This is a genomic window from Sphingomonas aurea, from assembly GCF_030678875.1.
Lineage (GTDB): Bacteria > Pseudomonadota > Alphaproteobacteria > Sphingomonadales > Sphingomonadaceae > Sphingomonas > Sphingomonas aurea.
In genome coordinates this window covers 10,958-32,325 of sequence record NZ_JAUUDS010000014.1, presented here as the reverse complement: position 1 = coordinate 32,325, position 21,368 = coordinate 10,958, and the positions used below count along the sequence as shown (strand labels likewise).

General features: G+C 67.9%; 13 protein-coding genes and 1 pseudogene. 9 read left to right on the top strand and 5 right to left on the bottom strand.

The genetic code is table 11. The features are described from left to right. Nucleotides 1–2: 2 nt before the first annotated feature. Nucleotides 3–3,020: a TonB-dependent receptor plug domain-containing protein gene (locus Q5H91_RS16295; RefSeq protein ID WP_305174490.1), complete on the bottom strand. Its 3,018-nt coding sequence runs from the start codon at nucleotides 3,018–3,020 to the stop codon at nucleotides 3–5. 349 nt (nucleotides 3,021–3,369) lie between these two features. Between Q5H91_RS16295 and Q5H91_RS16570 the strand changes: the two are divergent. The 8 genes and pseudogenes from Q5H91_RS16570 to Q5H91_RS16255 form a co-directional block, all read left to right on the top strand. After that, nucleotides 3,370–3,792 (top strand): annotated as a pseudogene (locus tag Q5H91_RS16570) (TonB-dependent receptor); the annotation flags it as partial. A 733-nt stretch (nucleotides 3,793–4,525) separates the two neighbouring features. Then, complete coding sequence (locus Q5H91_RS16285) at nucleotides 4,526–5,773, top strand: TonB-dependent receptor domain-containing protein (protein ID WP_370655282.1); 1,248 nt, start codon at nucleotides 4,526–4,528, stop codon at nucleotides 5,771–5,773. Nucleotides 5,774–6,206: 433 nt separating this feature from the next. Next, entirely contained in the window at nucleotides 6,207–7,538 is a 1,332-nt protein-coding gene (locus Q5H91_RS16280; protein ID WP_305174487.1) for an alkaline phosphatase family protein, read from the top strand. A 175-nt stretch (nucleotides 7,539–7,713) separates the two neighbouring features. Beyond that, entirely contained in the window at nucleotides 7,714–7,893 is a 180-nt protein-coding gene (locus tag Q5H91_RS16275) for a BrnT family toxin (protein WP_305174486.1), read from the top strand. After that, nucleotides 7,880–8,110 (top strand): BrnA antitoxin family protein, encoded by a 231-nt coding sequence (locus Q5H91_RS16270; protein WP_305174485.1) that lies wholly within the window; start codon nucleotides 7,880–7,882, stop codon nucleotides 8,108–8,110. The genes Q5H91_RS16275 and Q5H91_RS16270 overlap by 14 nt, the downstream gene beginning before the upstream one ends. Nucleotides 8,111–8,404: 294 nt before the next feature. After that, nucleotides 8,405–10,222 carry a DUF6055 domain-containing protein gene (locus Q5H91_RS16265; RefSeq protein ID WP_305174484.1) on the top strand — a complete coding sequence of 606 codons (1,818 nt, stop codon included), beginning with the start codon at nucleotides 8,405–8,407 and terminating at the stop codon, nucleotides 10,220–10,222. 140 nt (nucleotides 10,223–10,362) lie between these two features. Continuing rightward, the gene (locus tag Q5H91_RS16260; protein WP_305174483.1) at nucleotides 10,363–12,573 is read left to right on the top strand and encodes an alpha-galactosidase; all 2,211 of its coding nucleotides are present in this window, start codon (nucleotides 10,363–10,365) and stop codon (nucleotides 12,571–12,573) included. A 75-nt stretch (nucleotides 12,574–12,648) separates the two neighbouring features. Beyond that, on the top strand, nucleotides 12,649–13,686 hold the full coding sequence (locus tag Q5H91_RS16255) for an aldose epimerase family protein (protein ID WP_305174482.1): 1,038 nt from the start codon (nucleotides 12,649–12,651) through the stop codon (nucleotides 13,684–13,686). On the opposite strand, the gene Q5H91_RS16250 is transcribed toward Q5H91_RS16255, so the two are convergent. Next, on the bottom strand, nucleotides 13,687–17,343 hold the full coding sequence (locus Q5H91_RS16250; protein ID WP_305174481.1) for a tetratricopeptide repeat protein: 3,657 nt from the start codon (nucleotides 17,341–17,343) through the stop codon (nucleotides 13,687–13,689). Nucleotides 17,344–17,494: 151 nt separating this feature from the next. Here Q5H91_RS16250 and Q5H91_RS16245 point away from each other — a divergent pair, with 151 nt between their 5' ends. Further along, a complete protein-coding gene (locus Q5H91_RS16245; protein WP_305174480.1) occupies nucleotides 17,495–18,256 on the top strand; it encodes a FadR/GntR family transcriptional regulator in 762 nt (253 codons plus the stop codon). Between the two features lie 41 nt (nucleotides 18,257–18,297). Here Q5H91_RS16245 and Q5H91_RS16240 read toward each other — a convergent pair whose 3' ends face one another. From Q5H91_RS16240 to Q5H91_RS16230, 3 genes are all read right to left on the bottom strand, one after another. Beyond that, nucleotides 18,298–18,594: a type II toxin-antitoxin system RelE/ParE family toxin gene (locus Q5H91_RS16240; RefSeq protein ID WP_305174479.1), complete on the bottom strand. Its 297-nt coding sequence runs from the start codon at nucleotides 18,592–18,594 to the stop codon at nucleotides 18,298–18,300. After that, nucleotides 18,591–18,869: a type II toxin-antitoxin system ParD family antitoxin gene (locus Q5H91_RS16235; RefSeq protein WP_305174478.1), complete on the bottom strand. Its 279-nt coding sequence runs from the start codon at nucleotides 18,867–18,869 to the stop codon at nucleotides 18,591–18,593. The genes Q5H91_RS16240 and Q5H91_RS16235 overlap by 4 nt, the downstream gene beginning before the upstream one ends. A gap of 147 nt (nucleotides 18,870–19,016) precedes the next feature. After that, nucleotides 19,017–21,320: a penicillin acylase family protein gene (locus tag Q5H91_RS16230; RefSeq protein ID WP_305174477.1), complete on the bottom strand. Its 2,304-nt coding sequence runs from the start codon at nucleotides 21,318–21,320 to the stop codon at nucleotides 19,017–19,019. Nucleotides 21,321–21,368 lie beyond the last annotated feature (48 nt).

The window sequence follows — 21,368 nt, the reverse complement described above, 5'->3', positions numbered from 1 at the left end:
GGTCAGAGCGTCGGCAGCTTCACTCGCGCGCCGACGAAGATATAGCGGCCGAGCGCCGACACCGGATAGGTGCTGGTGGCGATCTCCGGCTTCTGTCCGAACACGTTGTTGACGCCGCCGAAGAACTGGAAACGGTCGGTGGCATCCACGCTCAGATAGATGTCGTGCTGCCACAGCTCCTTCAGGTACAGATACTGCGGCGCGACGATGTCCGGATTACCCTGCGTCACCTGGTTGCTGTAGCGCAGCGTCTTGTCGAACCAAGACAGGCCGTAATTCACCGTGACGTTGCCCAGCTGCCAGGTCAGGTCGGTGTTGACGGTGTATTTCGGTGCGAACGCCTCACCCCGGCTGTTGGTCACGTCGGCGCCTGGCGTGCCGAAGAACTCCAGCTTGTTCAGGTAGTTGCCGATCACGCGTAGGTTGAACCGGCCGATCGATCCGGCGTCGAGCCGATAGTTCAGGTTGACGTCGAGGCCCGATGTCGCAAACCGGGCGACATTCTGCGGCGCGACGCTGAAGCTGGTGATGTTGCCGATATCCGCCGTGTTGGTGGCGGTGTTGGTCCGGGTCACCAGTCCGCAGAACGGGTTGTCCAGTGTCGGCTGGTCGACGCACAGCTGTGCGACCTGCTCGGCCGTCACCGTGTTGATCGCGTTCTTCAGACGGATGTCGTACCAGTCCGCACGCAGCGTGAAGCCCGGCAGGAAGCGCGGCTGCAGCATCGCGCCCGCCGTCCAGGTCGTCGCCTCCTCCTCGCGCAGCCCCAGATTGCCGCCGCTGAAGCCGGGTATATTGGCGGTGCGCGCATCGACATAGGTTGCCGGATTTGTCACGCCCAGCCCGCTCAGCAGCGCCTGGCAGTTGGCCGCACGGTACTGGGTGCCGTTCTGGATCTCGGTGCGGTCGCACGGGTCGGTGATGAACTGGAAGGTCTGCGATCGGGCGCCGAACAGCTCGCCGATATTGGGCGCGCGCACCGCCTTGGAATAAGTGCCGTTGAAGGTCAGGTCACGCACCGGCGCCCAGGTGCCGTCGACCTTCCAGGTCGTGGTGGTGCCAATCGTCGAATAGTCGGACACCCGCGCGGCCGCACCCAGCTCCAGCCGGTGCGCGAACGGCACGTTGCGGAACAGCGGCACGTTCAACTCGCCGAACGCCTCCTTGACGTCGAACGATCCTTCGTCCCGGCCCAGCGCGTTGGTGAAGGTCAGCCCTTGCGCGGCGATGGGATCGGGGACGAAGCGGCTCTCTTCCTTGCGATATTCTCCGCCGACCGCAAAGCCGACCGGACCGCCCGGCAGCTCGAAGAATTGGCCGAAATCGCCTGACAGCGATGCGTTCACCACCTGCTGGCGGATGCGCGAGCGATCCTGGGTGTTGGCGCGCACGAAATCGAACGCCGCGGCGCTGGCGACATTGTCGCCGAACAGGTTGAATGGCACGCACTCGCCCGGCCGGAACGTCACCGGCGCGCCGGTGTAGCGGTCGGTATAGGGCTGGTCGGGGATCGCGGTCGAGTCCAGATTCACCCGACAGGTGATCTGGCCGTTGGCGGGGTTCCGCACTGCATCGATCGCAGCGAGGAAGCGGTCGTCATAGACGTCGTTGATATAGTTGCTGACGACGTTGGTCTGGCCGAACTCATAATAGACGTCGTAGTTCGCATGCTCCGACACGGCGCCGCGCGCGCCGACCACGCTGCGGAACGTCTCGCGCTCGATGCGCTCGCCGCGCTGGCCGATATCGAAATTGTCGCGGGTCACCAGCACGCCGCCATTCCCCACCAACGCGGCTGGCAGATAGGGGTTGTCGTCGGCAATCTGCAGGTAATAGTCGAAAGAGGGCTGGCCGAGCGTGAACGACTTGACGTTGGCGTACTTGCCCTCGGCGTACAGCGTCAGCGCCGGCGAGACGTCGTAATGGCCGATCAGGTTGACGACGTGGCGTTTGATGTCGGGCAGCAGGTCGTTCTGGTAATCGGCGACGCGGGTGGCGTTGCCGCCGGTCGAGGTACCGGGCTGGATCACCGTGCCGATGTCGAACGGGACCAGCTGGCCGGCAGCGTTGACGATATAGTCGGGCTGGCCGTCGAAATCGACGTCGATGCCGCCCTCGCGCGCGGTATCGTTGTAGCGCGGGTCGCGGGTCGGGATGCGATCGGGAATGCCGTTGCTCGCGCCACCGGTATAGTCGGACTGGAACTCGGGATCGGCCGGGTTGCGGTAGAAGCCGGTCAGGCCCTCGCGGGTGAACTGGCGGCGGTTGCGCGCCTGTAGCCGGCTGTCCTCGCCATATTCATACGCCAGGGCGACATTGCCGCGACCGCTCGCGAAATTCTTGCCCAAGGTCACGCCGATCAGGCGCTTGCCGGCATCGCCATATTCGGTGATGCCTGCCTGCGCTCGCGCCGACAGGCCCTCGAAATCCTTCTTCAGCACGAAGTTGACGACGCCGGTCACCGCGTCGGCGCCGTAGATCGCCGACGCACCGCCGGTCAGCACGTCAACCCGCTCGACCAGGTCGATGGGCAGGGTGTTGATGTCAACCGACTGGCTGCCCGGCACCGCGGCGACGTGACGGCGTCCGTCAACTAGCACCAGCGTCCGCTCAGTACCCAGGTTGCGCAGGTTGAGCAGGTTGAGGCCGGTGCCGCCGATCCCGGCGCGGCTGCCCGAATTGTCGGCGGAGGTCGATGATCCCTGCAGCGCGGGGAAGCCGGTCAGGAAGTCGGTCAGGTTGGTGGTGCCGGACTGCTGGATGGTCGCGGCGCCGAGCGAGATGACCGGGCTGGGCGTGTCGAAATCGGGGCGACGGATGCGCGATCCGGTGACCACGATCTCGCCGTCGGTGCTGCCGTCGGCGGGCGCCGCGTCGGTCTGGGCGGAGGGCTCGGACGGAAGCGGCAGATTGTCGCCGGTGCCTGGGGGCGTCTGCTGCTGGGCCATCGCTGGCGTAACCGCCAGCGCCGTCGCCATCGCCACCATGGCGCAGCCGAGGCGCCAATTCAGATCACACATGCGGCATAACCCTTTTAACAATACTGTAATGTGGGCAAAGGACACCAATGCTGACCGACTATCAACCCTGCGTGGCGGAAATCCTCGATCCGTTGCAAAGCCGCAACACACTGTAAAAACCTACAAATCGAGAGTCATGGACATCTGTTCTAGGGACGACCCCTGACTTTACGATGTCTACATTTCGACGTGTCAAGGCGTAGACATGTATATGCCTGGTGTCGTGCTCCTTGGGTATCATCCGGTTCCGTCACCGAACCGTCGCGGCATCGTCGCGGGCGTGTAACCGTCGGCGATCAGGGGCGCCCCCGAAGGTGCGGCGAAACACGCCGCCAAGGGGGAAGTCACGATGATCGCACGCAATTGGCTGATGCTCGGCGTCGCCGCCACGGCCCTGTCCGTATCGGGGCTCGCCGCACCCGCGGTCGCGCAGGAGATGCGCGACATGGCCGCGCCCGAGGCGTCAGTCGAGGCTCCGGCAGATGCCCCCGCCCCCGCCGACGGCGAGATCGTCGTCCTGGGCTTTGGCCAGACCCGCCAGGTGCAGACCGTCACCGCGGCCGACATGGAGCGCCTGACTCCCGGCACCTCGCCGCTGAAGGCGGTCGCCAAGCTGCCCGGCGTCAATTTCCAGTCGGCCGACGCGTTCGGCGCGTACGAGTGGTCGACCCGCATTTCCTTGCGCGGCTTCAACCAGAACCAGCTCGGCTTCACGCTCGACGGCGTGCCGCTCGGCGACATGAGCTATGGCAACGTCAACGGCCTCCATATCAGCCGCGCCGCCATCTCGGAGAATCTCGCCGCGACCACCGTCGCGCAAGGGGCGGGCGCGCTCGGCACCGCCTCGACCAGCAATCTGGGCGGCACGCTGCAGTTCACCAGCCGCGCGCCGTCGGACACTGCCGACCTGGTCGCGTCGGGCACCTATGGCAGCAACGACACGATCCGCGCCTTCGTCCGCGCCGAGAGCGGCGATATCGGCGGGGGGCTGAAGGGCTATCTCAGCTACGGGTTCCTGACGACCGACAAGTGGAAGGGCTACGGCGTCCAGCGCCAGCACCAGGTCAATGCCAAGCTGGTCCAGGATTTCGGTGAGCGTGGCAGCATCACCGGCTTCGTCAACTTCTCCGACCGGCGCGAGAACGACTATCAGGACCTGAGCCTCGACATCATCGCGCGCCGCGGCCTGCGGGCGGACAATATCTCGAACGACTATGCGCTCGCCGCGCGGATCGGCAAGATCTACCAGAACAACGCCGCGATCGCCGCGTACCAGGCCGCCAATGGTGGCGCGACGACCGGCTTCACCCCGCCCTGGGCCGGGGTCGGCTATACCTATCCGGCCGGGTTCGGCAGCGTCGACGATGCCTATTACGACGCGGCCGGGGTGCGCCGCGACTGGCTGGGCGGCGTGACGTTCGACGCGAAGCTGACCGACGCGCTGGCGCTGGTCTCGACCAGCTACTACCACCACAACAAGGGCCAGGGGTCGTGGGTCACCCCCTATGTCGGCACGCCGGCCGGCGTCCCAGACGGCAGCGGGGGCACGATCGGCGCCGCCTCCCCCCCTCTCCTTCCGCACCACCGAGTACGGCATCGACCGCGCCGGCAACCTGACGCGCCTGACGCTGGAGACCGGCGCCAACCGGCTGGAGCTGGGCGGCTGGTACGAGAGCAACGGCTTCACCCAAGCGCGCCGCTTCTACGGCATGGTCGATGGCACCACGCCCAATCGCAACGTCCGTGATTTCCAGTCGGGCTCGTTCTTCACCCAGTGGAACGGCAAATACGATACCGAGACGCTCCAATATCATGTCGCCGACACGCTCGACCTCGGCCGCCTGACCCTGAGCGGCGGGTGGAAGGGGATGCAGGTGAAGAACAGCGCCAACCTGCTGACGGGCTCGCTGGTGGCGGGCCGGATCCAGGCGCGCGACTGGTTCCTGCCCCAGGTCGGCGCGCTGTTCCGGCTGGGCGGCGGGGCGGAGGTCTTTGCCAGCTATACCGAGAATATGCGCGCCTTCGTCTCCTCGGCGACGACCGGCCCGTTCGCGACGACCCAGGCCGGGTTCAACGCCATCCGCTCGACCCTGAAGCCCGAGACGTCGAAGACGGTCGAGGGCGGCGTGCGGCTGCGTGTCAGCGGGCTCCAGCTGTCGGCGGTCGGATATTATGTCGACTTCGCCAACCGCCTGCTCACCTTCGCCAACGGCTCGGGCATCCAGGGCAATCCGCCGACGCTGAACAATGCCGGCAATGTCGAGAGCTACGGCGCCGAACTCGCCGCCAGCTACCGCATGTTCCGCCCGCTGACCGTCTTCGCCAGCTATTCGTACAACAAGGCGACCTATCAGGACGATGTGGTGAACTCGGCGGGCACCGTGCTCCAGCCGACCGCCGGCAAGACCGTGGTCGACACGCCCGAGCACATGGCCAAGGGCGAGATCGTCTATGACGACGACCGGTTCTTCGCCCGCGTGGGCGGCGACTATATGTCGAAGCGGTTCTTCAACTACCTCAACGACCGTTCGGTCGGCGACCGGCTGCTGGTCGATGCCAGCATCGGCTATCGCCTGACCGGCATGGGCGGCGTGCTGGAGGGGCTGGCGATCGAGGGCAGCGTCACCAACCTGACCGACGCCAAGTACATCTCGACGATCGGCACCAACGGCTACACCGCCTCGGGCGACAACCAGACGCTGCTGGCGGGCGCCCCGCGCCAGTGGTTCGTGACGCTGCGTCGCGGGTTCTGAACGTTCGTTCGCGCGGAAGAAGGGGTGTTCGCGCGAAGACGCGGAGACGCGAAGGGAAGAAGAGGGGTGTTCACGCGGAGACGCGGAGGCGCGGAGACTGTCTCGTGCGCGGCAGCGCACCCTCTTCCATCGCCGGCCGGTGATGGAGGGCCGCTGGCGCGGCGAGGCGCGACACCCTCCGCGTCTCCGCGTCTCCGCGTGAACACCCCTTCTTCCCTGCGCCATCAGCGCCTCTGCGCGAACCCCTTAGCGTCTTCGCGTCTTCGCGCGACCATCATCCCAGCCCCCAGCCAGGACGACAGCAGTGACCCACCCGCACCCCGCCCCCGCCCCCGCCCCCCGTGTCCCCGCGCAGGCGGGGACCCAGTATCTTCGGCACCCGCGCGGACGTGCCGCGGCGCAGGCACTGGGCTCCCGCCTGCGCGGGAGCACGATGAAAGCCATTGCCCTCACCCTCGCCGCCTTCCTGACCGCCACCGCCTCCCCCACCACGGCGCACGCCTCCCCCGTCCTCCTCATTTCGCTCGACGGCCTCCGACCCGGCGACGTCACGCAGGCGCGGACACGCGGCCTCGCCCTCCCCCACCTCACCGCGCTGGCGGCCGAGGGCGCGCATGCCGAGGGGGTGGTCGGCGTGCTGCCCACCCTCACCTATCCCAGCCACACCACGCTCATCACCGGCGTGTCACCGGCCAAACACGGCATCTCGAACAACCTGACCTTCGATCCCGAGCAGAAGAACCAGACCGGCTGGTACTGGTACGCGGCCGATATCCGCGTGCCGACGCTGTGGCAGGCCGCGCACGCCGCGGGGCTCAGGACCGCGAACATCCACTGGCCGGTCTCGGTCGGTGCGACCGGCATCGATGAAAACCTGCCGCAGATCTGGCGCACCGGCACCGCCGACGACGCCAAGCTGCTGACCGCGCTCGCCACCCCGGGCCTTGTCGCCCGGCTGGAGAAACAGGTCGGCGCCCCCTATCCGCAGGGGATCGACGAGAGCGTCGCGGGCGACGCGCAGCGCGTCCGCTTTGCCAGCGCGCTGCTGGCGGAAAAGCCGCAGCTGACCACCGTCTATCTCGCCGGGATCGACCATGCCGAGCACGCCGATGGCCCTGGCTCGCCGGGCGCGAACGCCGCGATCCAGGCGACCGACGCGCTGGTCGGCCAGCTGGTGAAGGCCGCGCGTGCGGCGATGCCCGACGTCACCGTGGTGCTGGTGTCCGACCACGGCTTCTCGGCCGTCTCGACCGACATCAACCTGTTCCGCCCCTTTATCGAGGCCGGGCTCATCACCCTCGATGCCAAGGGCAAGGTCGCGTCGTGGCAGGCAATGCCCTGGCTGGCGGGCGGCACCGCCGCGATCCGCCTCGCCCGCCCCGACGACGCAGCCCTGCTCGCCCGGACGCGCGCCCTGCTGGCGACGATGGCGGCCGATCCCCGCTACCACATCGCCCGCATCCTCGACCGCGCCGAACTCGCAAAGGCAGGCGGCGCCAGCGAGGCGAGCTTCTTCGTCGCGTTCCGGCCCGGCGCCCAGACCGGCCGCGATCCCGCCGCGGCCATAGAGGCTCCCGCGGTCTACAAGGGCATGCACGGCTATCTCCCGTCGGACCCGGCGATGCGCTCGACCCTGATCGTCGCCGGCCCCGGCATCGCGCCCGGTCGCGACCTCGGCGTCGTCGACATGCGCGCCATCGCCCCTGCAATCGCCCGCCGCCTCGGCGCGAAGCTGCCCGACGCGGAGGTGGCACCGGCCTTCTGACCTGTAGACATGTCTACAGGTCGAGGATCAGGGCGTACGACAGTCATTGCCAACCCCATTAAATGGGTGTACGAAAACTCATGGAGATCGAGTTTGACCCGGCCAAGGACCGCGTCAACGCCGCCAAGCACGGCATATCGCTGCGGGTGCGGAAGGTTTCGATTGGGACACGGCGTTGGAGCGAGAGGATGACCGTTTCGATTACGGAGAGGTCCGGTTCGTTGCGCTGGGTTTGATCGGCGATCGCCTGCACGTGCTGGTGTTCGCCGAAGGCTCTCACGAGAATGCGGTGCTTGCCATCAGCCTGCGTCCTGCCGCCAAGCACGAGGTGAGGTTCTACCATGGCCAAATTTGATCCCGAGATCCATGACGACAACCCGTCTCTGGATGCGGCGTTCATGGCCGGCATGACGCCGTCACGGCGCGGCCGTCCGAAACTGGAAACTCCCAAGGTGGAGGTCAAGATTCGCCTGGATGCGGCGACGGTCGAGCATCTGCGCGGCAGCGGGCCCGGCTGGCAGACCCGCGTGAACGCCGTGCTGGGCCGACTGGTAGCGGCTGGGCAGATCTAGAGCGCGACCGGCAAGCCGCCAGAACGCCCTTCGTCGCCTCGGTGCGAACTGCCGGACGCGGATGGGGCATCGGCATTCTGACGTGTCTACAAGTCTACGTGTCGAGCATCCGGATCGGTTGTCGCCCGGATCGCAGCCCTCCCGGTCAAGGGTACAGACGGGGCAGGCATATCGCCATACAGGCCGCTGCCGTCTGTAAGCGGTTCCGATCAATGCTGAAAACCTGTCCCGCCGTTCATCGATCGGCCGGTCCTCCTGCCTATGATGCCCGCCGGGCGGGGACAGGAGGACAGCGTGCGCAAGGCTTTGGTTTCGGGGACGGCACTGCTGGCGCTCCTGGCAGGATGCGGGGGCGGCGGGGACGGCGCGGCACCGCCGACCGGGGCCGTCCCCACCCCGACGCCCGCTCCCACGCCCACGCCGACGCCCGCCGCGACGACGCTCGGTTGCCAGAGCCGGTCGCAGCGCGAACCCTGGGGCCGTGCCGACCTGCGCAGCTGGACCCCGCTCGCCACCACCGAGCGTAATTATCCGCTCGAGACGCCGGGCACCGCCGTCGGTGCGCCCTTCCAGGCGCGGCTCGTCCAGGCTTATGGCGAGGATTATGGCGACGCGCGGCGGACCGTGATCCTCGAGCTGGAGGATGGCTGTCGCCGCCAGTTCCGCGCCGAGAGCTTCGCCGATGCCGACCGCGCGCTGATCGATGCGCAGGTCGCGGCGCATGCGTCGGTGCCGGATACCGCCAGCTACCGGCTGGTCGAGCGTAGCGGCCAGTCCACCGCCGCGCTGGTCCAGCAGGGCCGGATCAGCGTCTATCAGACCCAGCATTTCGCGATCTGGTATGGCGGCGACACCCGGGGCAGCTTCTATACCGCGATCGCCGGGCAGGGGCGCGGCATGGATCAGGTGCTGCGCGAGACGGGCGCGTGGCTGGAGGCGGCGTGGCTCATCAACCGCGACGTGCTGGGCGCGCCGATGCCGTTCGCCGACGCGGCCGACCGGCAGAAGCTCGACATCTATCTGTGCGGCACCGGCCGCCCGGTGACGAGCGGCGACGACCTGTCGGACTGCGGCGCCAGCGCGGCCGAGACGATGGCGATATCGGCCTGGGCCGTCACCAAGGGGGCGAGCGCCGTGGTCCATGAACTCGGCCACATGATCCAGTTCTATTCGGGCGGCTTCCGCGACAAGGGCGATGCCGGCATGATCTGGGAGACGGGGGCGGAATGGAACGCCGTCGCGCTCAGCCCCAGCTTCGACGGCTTCGGCGCGGCCTATCTGAACCAGCTGGAAAACGGCTTCCTGTTCTCGCCGGCGCGCTACGGCGCCTGGCCGATCTTCACCTATCTGTTCGAGAAGGACGACACCCGGCCGTTCGTGTTCGGCACCTGGCTGCGCAACCGGCGCGACGCCAACGGGGCGACGCAGGAGGATTACCTGCCCGCCTTTGTCCGGCTGGCACAGGCGGCGGGGGTCTATCCCAACGGCTTCGCCTCGTTCGCCGACGATGCCGGCTGGTACGGCGCGCGGCTGGCGGCGATGGACTTCCAGAACCAGCGCGCCATGCTCGACCAGCTGCGTGCGACCCGCACCACCACCTGGCTGGCGCACTTCTACACGCCCCTGGCGGCGAGCGGCAGCGACGGCCAGACCTGGGCTCCGCCGGCGCAGCGCCCGCTGCTGCAATGGGGCACGCACCTGGTGCCGCTGACACCCTCGGCCGCGCAGGTGAAGGTGACGCTGACCGGGGGCACGACCGCCAACCAGGCGGCGTGGCGCTTCACCCTGGTGGCGGTGGATGCCAGCGGCCGGCCGACCTATGCGCCGCTCGCCGCGGTCGTCGGGCAGGGGAGCGCCACCGCGACGCTGGCGCCGTCCGCCGGCACCAGCCTCTACCTCGCCGTCACCGCGACCCCTTATGTCTACGAGACGCTGGGCTGGCAGGTGAACGGCCGGCCGGTGACCGGCACCCGCTTCCCCTATAGCGTCCGGATCGAGGGCGCGACGCCGCGGACCGGATCGGCCACGGCCTGCGACCCGACCAGCCAGGCGGGCGCGCGGACCTATAACTACACGCTGTCGGGCAACCAGGATGGCGGGTCGCCCTGCTGATCCGGCCTTCCCGGATCGGGGCACAGATCCGCCCGACATGTCGACACGTCGACGCGTAGCAGCTATATATATTACATAACACTTCCGCTCCTCCCGTCGTCCGGCTACACGATCACCAACGACACAGAAGGTTGAGGACGATGCGGAAACTGTTGCGGGCGATGCTGCTGGCCGGGGTGGGGATGGTGCCGGGGATGGCGGCCGCACAGGCCAGCTACGATGCCGCCAACAAGATGTTCCGGCTCGACGGCGGAGAGGTCACCTACGCGTTCAAGATCAACGCGTCCGGCATCCTCCAGTCGGTCTATTGGGGCAAGCGCCTGCCCGACAAGGCGCCGCTCGCCGCGCCCGAGCTGTCGGGCCTGTCGGGGTTCGACGTGGCGGCGAACGTCGTGCCGCAGGAATATGCGGGGCAGGGCGGGGGCCTCTATGCCGAGCCGGCGCTGAAGGTCACCTATGCCGACGGCAACCGCGACCTGGTCCTCTATTATCGCAGCCACCAGATCGCCAAGGACGAGGTGCGGGTGACGCTGAGCGACCTCGACCGGCCGCTCTGGGTCACGCTGATCTATCGCATCGATCCCGAAACCGGGGTGATCGCGCGCACCGCGACGATCGAGAACCGTGGGCAGACCGACGTTCGCGTCGACCAGGCGGCGGGCGCCGGCTACACGCTGCCGGTCGCCTATGACTATCGCCTCCATTACTCGACCGGGCGCTGGGCGGCGGAGTGGACGCTGCAGGACCGCGCGCTGACCGCCGGCTCGACCGTGCTCGAAAGCCGGCGCGGCTCGACCGGCAGCCAGAACAATCCCTGGTTCACCATCACCCGCGGCGACACCACCGAAGAGAACGGCCCCGCCTGGATCGGCGCTTTGGCGTGGAGCGGGTCGTGGCGGATGACCTTCGACCAGGACGTCACCGGCCGCATCCGGGTGACGGGCGGCTACAACCCGTTCGACTTCGCCTATCGCCTGCGGCCCGGCGCGACGATGGCGACGCCGATCTTCTACACCGGCTTCTCGAACGAGGGGCGGGGCGGCGCCTCGCGCCTGTTCCACCGCTTCCAGCGCGAGCAGATCCTGCCGCACCGCGAGGGGCAGAAGCTGCCCCCCTTGCGCAAGGTCCTCTACAACAGCTGGGAGGCGACCGAGTTCAAGGTCGACGAGGCCGGGCAGCTGGCGCTCGCCGAGCGGGCCGCGAAACTGGGCGTCGAGCGCTTCGTGATGGACGATGGCTGGTTCGGCGCGCGCAACAGCGACAAGGCGGGCCTGGGCGACTGGACGGTCAACCCGACCAAGTTCCCCAACGGCCTGAAGCCCCTGATCGACCGGGTCAAATCGCTCGGCATGGATTTCGGCCTGTGGGTCGAGCCCGAGATGATAAACCCCGACAGCGACCTCTATCGCGCGCATCCCGACTGGGCGATGCAGTTCAAGGCGCGGCCACAGACCGAGGGGCGCAACCAGCTGGTCCTGAACCTCGCGCGGACCGACGTGCGCGACCATGTCCTCCAGGTCCTCGACGACCTCGTCACCAAGAACGACATCGCCTTTCTGAAATGGGACTATAACCGCAACTGGTCCGAACCCGGCTGGCCCGATGCCGACGTGAACGACCAGCAGACCATCTACGTCGCCTATGTCCGCAATCTCTACTGGATCATCGACGAGCTGCGGAAACGCCATCCGGGGCTGGAGATCGAGAGCTGTTCCGGGGGCGGGGGCCGCGTCGACCTCGGCATCATGTCGCGCACCGACCAGGTCTGGCCGTCGGACAATACCGACCCGTTCGACCGGCTGATGATCCAGGACGGCTTCACCCAGGCCTATGCGCCGGCCGCGATGATGGCGTGGGTGACCGACAGCCCCAACTGGGTCAACAACCGCCAGACGACCCTGTCCTTCCGCTTCCTGTCGGCGATGCAGGGGGGGCTGGGCATCGGCACCAACCTGAACAAATGGGGCGAGGCGGAGATGGCGACCGCGCGCTACTATGTCGCCTCGTACAAGCGGATCCGCGAGACGGTGCAGCGCGGCGACCTCTATCGCCTCAACCGCGCGGACGAGGCGGACGCGCGCTGGACCAACCTCTATGTCGCGGCCGACAAGAGCCAGGCGGCGCTGTTCACCCTGATCGGATCGACCCACAAGTTCGACGTGATGCCGACGATCACGCTGCGCGGCCTCGACCCCGACGCCCGCTACCGGATCGAGGCGATGGACGCGACCCCGCTCCCCGCCACCATCCCGCCCCAGGCGTCGGGCGCCTACTGGATGAACCACGGCGTCGACCTGACGCTGCGCGGCGACTTCCAGGGCGTGGGGATGATCCTGACGCGGGTGCGGTGAGGGGAGGGGGGAGCCATCACCCCTGCCGTCATCCCCGCCTGCGCGGGAATGACGAGGAAGGATAGAGGAGCACAGGTGCCCACCCCCCGCCTCTTCACCCTGACCGGTGCCAGCGGCGTCACGGTCCGCCTCACCGACTATGGCGCGCGCCTGACCCGGATCGACGCGCCCGATCGCGACGGCCGCCCCGCCCGCGTCCTGCTCGGCTTCGACGATCCGGCGGATTACCTGGTCGAGGCGGGGCAGGGGGGTGGCGCCTATCTCGGCGCCACCTGCGGCCGGGTCGCCAACCGCATCGCCGGCGCCGCCTTCACCCTCGACGGCATCCGCTACCCGCTCGCCGCCAACGAGGGCGCCAACCAGCGCCATGGCGGCCCCCTCGGCTTCGACCGCGCGCTGTGGGAGCTGGTAGAAGCGGACGCGACGCACGTCATCCTCAGCCACCACAGCCCCGACGGCGACCAGGGCTATCCCGGCGCGCTGACCGCCACCGCCGCCTTCACCCTGACCGGCACCGAGCTGGCGATCGTCTACACCGCGACGACGACCCGCCCGACCCATGTGAACCTCGTCTCGCACGGCTATTTCAACCTGTCCGGCCGCGCCGACGGCCCCGACAGTATCGCCGACCATCACCTGCGCATCGCCGCCGACGCCTATCTGCCGGTCGACCCCGCCCAGCTGCCCGGCACGCCGCAGCCGGTCGCCGGCACCCCCTTCGACTTCACGCGGAGCCGCCCGATCGGCGAGGCGCTGGCGGTGGATGATGAGCAACTGCGCCTGGGCCGCGGCTATAACCACAATTACGGCCTGCCCGGCCGGGGAATGCGCGAGGCGGCGTGGCTCCACCATCCCGCCAGCGGCCGCACCCTGACCGTCACCACCGACCAGCCCGGCCTGCAGCTCTACACGGGCGGCTGGCTGCCCCAGCCCCACACCGGCCTCTGCCTGGAAGCGCAAGCCTGGCCCGACGCCTGCAACCGCCCCGACTTCCCCACCACCCGCCTCGACCCCGGCGCCCTCTATCGCGCGGAGACGCGGCTGCGGTTCGGGGTCATGCGCTGTACGGGACTGGTTCCAACCGAGGACGGAATGCTAGCTCGACCAGCATGATTACAGTTTGATGCCATAGCGTTCGAAGTCTGCCCGAACGCCCGGATCGATTTTCGTGGCCGCCGCAGCATCGCTCTCGGACTTTGCCGGATCGCCCTTTCGCGCCCATGCTACCGCCCGGCCGAACAGCGATGAGGACAGGCTGGGGCCCTTTGCCAGCGCTTTGTCATAGTCGGCTATGGCGTCATCGAGCCTACCCAAACGGAGCAGAACCAGGCCCCGGCTATCGAGAAAGCCGGCCATGTCGGGTGCCTTGGCGAGTGCCGCATCACAGTCGGCCAGTGCCGATTGCAGTGCCACGCCGGCGGTCGCCTTTGCCCAGCACATGTTGTTGAACATAAACGGTTCGGATGCCTTGCCTCTTGCCCGTTGAAAGTCGGCTTCGGCATGGACCATGTCACCTGCGCGCGCGTAGGCGATACCGCGTCCCATGAGCATGTAGAGATCGTCTGGCGTCTTCGCGAGAGCGGATGAATAGGTCGAGATCGCTTCCGGCAGGTTACCGCTGTCTGCCTGCAGACTCGCCTCTTCCGCGATGGCCGCTGTGAAACCCGGCTCAAGCTTCAGGGCAGCGTCGAGATCTGCCCGGCGACCTGCGATATCCGTCCTGGGCCGTCGCATGCTGCGATTGAGGTAGACATATGCCTCGGGCTTGAGCGCTATGGCCTTGTCATACGCCCCCATCGCTTCGGTGTTCCTGTTCAGGACACTGTAGATGGTCGCAGCTACCACATAGGCGTAGTTGTTGCCGGGGTTGGCAGCGGTGACGGCCCTCGCCTCGGCGAGCGTCTCGTCCTGCTTGCCCTGGCTCCGCAGGATATTCGCGCGCAGAAGGTAGAGATCGATCCAGTCGGGTTGCTGCTGAATCGCTGCCGCTGCATCGCGTAGGGCAGCCTCGTTATCGCCGGTCGCGCGCGCCACCTCGGCGCGATGACCCAGCGCGAAGCTGCTCGATGGCTCAAGCTGCAGGGCCGATGTATACGCCGCGACAGCATCGCCCCACGCTCCCTTCCGCTGCGCGACGAGACCGCGCCCGCGCAATGCGACCACATTTTTCGGGTCGATGGCGAAGGCGGCGTCCAGGTCGTTCGATGCGGCGTCCAGGTTTCCCTTCCATGCCTGGGCCATTCCCCGGTCCGCCAAGGCCAGGGCATTCTTCGGTTCGAACGACAGGGCTTTGTCGAAATCCCTGATCGCGTCGTCGAAGCGCCCGATGTCGAGCATCAGGTTGCCCCGATCGAGATAGGGAAAGGCGGTGTCGGGATTTGCCGCCATGTCGGCATTTACCTTTGCGGTGCGGTCGGCAATCGCTCTGTCTCGATCGCCGAGTGCAGCATAGGCGGCTGCTCGCTGGACCAGCGCATACCCATTGTCGGGCTCCCGCTGCAGCGCTTTCGTATAGGCGTCTATGGCGTCTTTCGGACGATGTTCTGCATCGGCCAACATGCCCCGGCCGATGAAGATCTGCACATAGGTCGGGTCGAGCGACTCCGCCTTGTCGAGGTCGGCGCGCGCGCCGGCCAGATCGCCTTCCTGAATCCGCGTGATGCCACGATTGGACAAGGCCCAGAAGCTGGTCGGGTCGAGTTCGATGGCCTTGCTGTAATCTGCCAGCGCCTCCTTCCGCATGCCTTGATCGACGAAAAGACTGGCCCGGCTGCCATATTCGAACGCGTTCGATGGCGTGCTCGCGCGGGCGGCTGCGACCTCCGCTTCGGACCGTTCATAGCCAAGCGGCTTGCGCAGATTGGCAGTACGCTCCGCCAGCGTCCGTAGCGCGGCCTGGGCTGCCGGCGCATCCTTCGCCGGAAACTCGGGCGCGACGCTGCGCTCCGTCTTCTCGATCGTGAAAACATCGTCCTTGATGCCCGCGTGCCTGCGATACTGTACGCCTGCGGTCGTTTGGTCGACCTCGAGCCCTGTCCCGAGCTTGAAGTCGCCGCGCCCCTTCGGGAGAATGATGGTCTCTGTCGTACGCGCGAAGGTGGGATAGGGAATGGCGAAGGGGGCGTCCCGGTCCGGGCCTGGATCACGATTGAAATCGGCGCGGTATCCTACGCTCGTGCCGTCGGTCTGATAGGAGCCGCTCGACCAATCCATCTTGGCGACGCCCTCCATCGTCAGGCGCTGCTCGCCGGTCTTCGGGTCGAAGACGGAGCTGGTCGTCTTTACGTCGATGAAGTCGTACTGATCCTTCCAATAGTCCCTGAGCGCCCGATCGCGCGCCTCGCCAGCGAGATTTGCGAGAACTGCGCTCATCCCGATCGCGTCGTCCCCGCGCAGGATCATCACGATCCTCGTCGGCGCGGGGGCAGAGATGCCGGCACTCGCATCGATGCGAATCGAGGTGTCCTGCGTTGGGATCGCCAGCGGCTCGGGGACCATCCGGACGAGCGCCGCATCTTTCTTGACGAGAGGAAGACCCCAGCCGACATTGGGGGTGGTCAGCCTGTCTAGGCCCGTGTCGCCCGTCCTCGTGCCGTCCAGCCAGTACGTCTGTCCGGCAATGGATGCCCGGATCAACACATGATTGAACAGCTCCACCATCGGCAGACGTGCATCCAGGCCGTCGCCGTACGTGGTGCTGACCGCGACCGGTTCCGCCGCGATACCCATGGCGTGGAGAAGCGCCAGGAGAAGCGCCGTCTTGCCCTTGCAGTCGCCATATCGGCGGGACCATGTCGTCTCTGCATCGGCGGGGACATAGCCGCCTGCGCCCATCGCGAGTGCAACATAACGCACTCTGTCCTGAACGAGCGCGAGCGCGGCTGCGGCGCGGACTTCAGGGTCTGCCGAGAGGCTCTGGATACGGTCCAGTTCCGAACGGAGCGGACCTGTCGCCGGGATCTGGGCCGCCTTCTCGTACAAGGGCGCCATGAGCGCTCCGAGATCGGTCCAGGAGGCGTAATCCGTCACCTCGACAAGGCGCCCGGTCCGGTAGCGCAGGGGCGCCCCCTTCGGCGGAACCAAGGGTTCCAGATTGTCGAGCGAGAGCTCGACGGCAGCGGTGTCGCCCGTCTTCACCGGCTTCAATGCGGGCAGGGAAGCGGTCTGGCGAAGGCGCACCGGCAGGCTGGTCGGCCACTGCATGCGCAGATGTGCCCGCCCGATTGGAAAGTCGTTCCAGGACCCTGCAATCTGCTCGACATGCCCCTTCAGCGTCGGATCGCTCGACGATACCGACGCCGCAAGCTCGAGCGTATCGCCGACCTGCAAACCCTCAGGCTGGATATTGGCCGTGAGGACGCCGTCCAGCGTTGCGCTTTCCAGGTTCTGCTCGCGTCTGAGGACCGTGAACGTCTGGCCCGACCTGAGCACGTCGATGGTCTGATCGCCCCGGCGGATCAGGAGCTTGTGGACCGTCAGGACGTCGGTGTCGGGGCGCCAGGGCAGCGAGATGTTGCCGGCCGCCAATCCCTGCGGCGTCTGAATCTTCAGCAATGTTTCAGAGTAGATCGTCTGTCGTCCAGGCTCCAGGGCGATCTGCTGGTCGGACAGCAGGATGCGGACCGGCGCTTCGTCCGGCTTTGCGGGCGGAGGGAGCGGAACAACAGGCTTCACCCAGGCAGGCGCCGGACCGATCGCCGGCTTGTCCGCAGCATATGCCACACTCGTGAGCGCACTCGTGACGACGAGCGCAACAAGAAAGAGCTTCATGACCCCCCCCGGGACTTACCATGGAACACCATAGCAACGACATGGGTGTAGGGGAATGACCGGCCAATCATGCAAGGTGGCCATGCCGATGTCCCGAAAGGGCAGCAGCACGGTAGTGGCGTGGGGCCGGTGTGTCGGATAGGCTAGGGGCATGGAAGCGATGAAGCCAGAGGGGCGGGAGGGCACCGGCCGGCGCGCGCCGGCGGACGAGGGCCGCAACCTGACCGCCACTATCGTCAACGACCTGGGGCTGGCGATCGTCACCCAGACGTTCCTGCCCGGCCAGCCCTTTCCGACCGAGGCGGAGCTGTGCCAGCGCTACGACGTCAGCCGGCCGGTCCTGCGCGAGGCGGTGAAGATGCTGACCGCCAAGGGGCTGCTGCTCGGCCGCAAGCGCGCCGGCACCGTGGTCCAGCCCGAGGACGTCTGGAACCTGCTCGACCCCGACGTGCTGCGCTGGACGCTGCAGCGCGACTTCTCGATCGACCTGCTGATCGACTTCACCGAGATCCGCATGTCGATCGAGCCGCGCGCCGCGACGCTGGCGGCACATTCGGCCAGCGGCCCGCAGCGCCGCGCGATCATGGACGCGGTCGGCCGCATGTTCGCGGCGGACCGCGGCGAGGAGGACGCGCTGGAGGCCGACATCGCCTTTCACATCGCGGTGCTGGAGGCGAGCAACAACCGCTTCATGCGCCAGTTCACCGGGCTGGTCGACACCACGCTGCGCTTCTCGATCCGCCGCACCAACGAATATAAGGGCGTCCCCCGCGCCAGCGCCCGCGACCACAAGAAGGTCGCCGACGCGATCATGGAGGGCCAGCCCGTCCTTGCCGGCGAACGGATGAGCGAGCTGATCCGCGACGCGCTCGACCTGCTGCTGACCGCCGGGAAACATCCGCTGCGGCCGTGAGGAGCCGCGCATCGGCGAGGTTTGCTTCCGCGGCCCGGCCTTCAGCTCAGGCCCAGCGCGCGGTCGTGATCCTGGCCGGGGCCGACGATGCGGTGCACGAAGATGCGGTCGGGGAGGACCGAGTAGAGGATGCCGTACCCTTTCCACGACCGTCGGCGGATGCCGTGTTGCTCGTAGCGCGGCACCAGCGGAAAGGCGTGCGGCCGGTCGCCGAGCCGCTGTGCCGTTTCCCGCAGTTCGGTCACGAAGGATGCGGCCCGACGCGGATTGTCCCGGGCGATGAAGCGGCCGATCCGCGCGACGTCGCTGGCGGCACGCGAGGACAGGACGACCCTCACCGGCGGGACGGGCCGCCCGTCGTTCCGATCTCGGCAAGCGCCGCGTCGCAGGCCCGGTCGAGGTCGATGCCGCCATCGGCGCTCATCTCGGCCAGGCTCTCCGCGATGGAGGCGTCCAGCTCGCCCAGCCAGCGCTTCTCGTCCTCGATCCCGCTCTGGTCCTGGCGGATCAGGGCGCGGACGTAATCGCTGACGCTGGCATAATGGCCGTCGTCGATGCGACCCTGCACATAGTCCCGCATCGGATCGGGCAGCGATATGTTCATGGATGCCATGGCCGGTCTCCTGTCCGGCCATAATGGCAAAAAATGCCATTTTCTGCAATGGGGGACGAGGCGTCTAGAGTGTGATCCGCCCGCATTGAACCAGCCCCTTCGCCGGGGAGGTGCTTCAGTTTCGGTGGATCCCGCTCCAGCTGACCCTCACGGCTCGCCGCACACGCTTCCCCCCGCCGCCACCCGTGTCGGCTCCGCCGGGCGCGGGTCGCCCGGGCGGTAGGTGGTGAGGCCGCGGGCATCGAGCAGGATCGGGCGCAGGTCGCCGGTCGTGTAGCGGCGGGCCTGGTCGTCGAAGTGCGGCGATGCCGGGTCGCCGCTCTCGCCGCCCGCCGATACCGCCCAGGCGCGGGGGCCGGCGGGGTCGAACTCGACCACCGCGACGAAGCTGTTGCCGCTGGTCCCGTAGAAGCAGCGCTGCCCCGCCTGCCGCTCGACCCCGAACGCCGCCAGCGAGCCGAAATTGCCCGAGGTGAAGCCGACCGGCAGGCTGGGTGCCCTGTCATCGAACTGCGGCGCGATCGCCCCCGACAGCCGCTGGAAGCGGTTGATCCGGCCCCAGGCGATCCGCCAGGTGCCATGGTCGCGGCGCATCTGCGCGACCGCGCTGGCCAGGGCGTCGACCCGCGCGGCGTCGGTGGTGCGGGTCGCCATGTAGGTGAACAGCGGCACGTTCGCCGCCTGCGCGCGCGGCCCCTCGCTCGCCCACAGCGCCTCGCCCCAATAGACCGCGAGCGAGGTCGCCTCGGACCCGGTTGCCCAGCGCCGGTCCCAGCCGGTCAGCAGCCTGAGCGGCTCGGCCAGCGCCGCCTGCCGCGGATCGGCCGCCACGCCGCGGGCGAGGCCGGGCAGCTGCTCGGCGAACAGCGGCAGGAAGCTGTCGAACGCCGCGCGGGTCAGCGTCTGCGGCGTGAAGCGCGTCGCATTGGCGAACAGCATCAGCGCGTGCTGCCCGCGCGGATTCTCGCCGAACTGGTCCATGTAGCGCGGGAAGTCGCCCGGCTTCAGCGTCCCCGCGCCCGCCGCGGCCCAGGGCGCGTTGTTGGTGTTCATCACCCAGCCGCTCGCCGGGTTCACCACCTGCGGCAGGTCGGCCAGGCGGTGGAGCCCGTGCCAGTCGGTCGCCGGGTCGCTGCCATCGACCGGCTTCGTATAGTCGAACCGGTCGTCGCGCACCGGCACGAACTGCGGGTGGAGATAGGCGATCGTCCCGTCGGCTGCCGCCAGGATCGTGTTGTTCGAGGAATTGGCCTTGCGCTCGCCGACCTTCAGATACGCGGCCAGCGTGGTGGCGCGGGTGCGCAGCCAGCTCTGCTCCAGTGCCGCCAGCGGGGCGTTGAGCATCGCCACCGCGATCCAGCGGCCATTCTCCGCGCGGATGATCGGTCCGTGGTGCGTCGCCAGCGTGGTGAAGCGGCGCAGGGCCTGCGACCCGTCCGCCTGCCGCACCGACAGCGTCACCGCCTGCGTGCGGACCGGCCGCCACGCGCGGCCGTAGCGATAGCGCAGCTGCCCGTTCCGCTTCGCCACCTCGACCGCGAACTCGTCGATATTGTCGACCCCGCTCGACGTGTGCATCCAGCCGAGCCGGCGGTTGAACCCCTGATAGACGAAGAACTGCCCCCAGGTCGCCGCGCCATAGACGTCGAGCCCCTGGTCGCTTTGCACCTGCTGCTCGGCACGGAAGAAGAAGGAGGTGTGCGGGTTGATCCACAGGAGCGGATGGCCGCTCGCGCTGCGTGTCGGGCCAAAGGCAAGGCCGTTCGAGCCCTTGGGCTCGACCAGCCGCCCGGCGTCTGCCAGCTTCGGCGCGAGGGCAGGGGCAGCGGGCGCCGCCCCGCCATAGAAGGCGGCGAGCGCGCCCAGATCGACCCCGCGCTCGATATCCCCGCCGATGCTGCCTTCGGAGAAGGCGAGCGCCATCCACGGCTCGAACCGCGTGATGCTGCGCGGATGCACCGCCGGGTGGGTGGCGAGATAGCGGTTCAGCCCCGCCGCCCAGGCGTTCATCAGCGCGCGCAGCCAGGGCGGGCTCTGCGCATAGCTGCGCTGCAAGGCGGCCGGATCGACGAACAGCCGCTGGCGCAGGTCGGTCCAGACCGCCGCCTCGCCCTCCACCTCGGCAAGCCGACCGAGCGCGGCCAGATAGTTGCGCTCGATCCGCGGGAAATCGTCCTCGGCCTGGGCATAGATCATCCCGAACACCGCGTCGGCGTCGGTCCGGCCGTGGATGTGCGCGATGCCGAAAGCGTCGCGGGCGATGGTGACGTCCCTCCCGTCTCCGTCATGCCGGGCTCGTCCCGGCATCCACGGCTCGGCAGGCGCCGCGGCTGTGACATGCGCGGCACGGTGGATGCCGGGACAGGCCCGGCATGACGGAGTGGGGGACGGCACCGGTATCGCACCTGCCGGCGCCGCCATCACCGCCACCAACGCCACCACGCCCCGCATCGCCCTTGCCCCTTCACTGCTCACGCGTAACAAGTCATATATATTTTG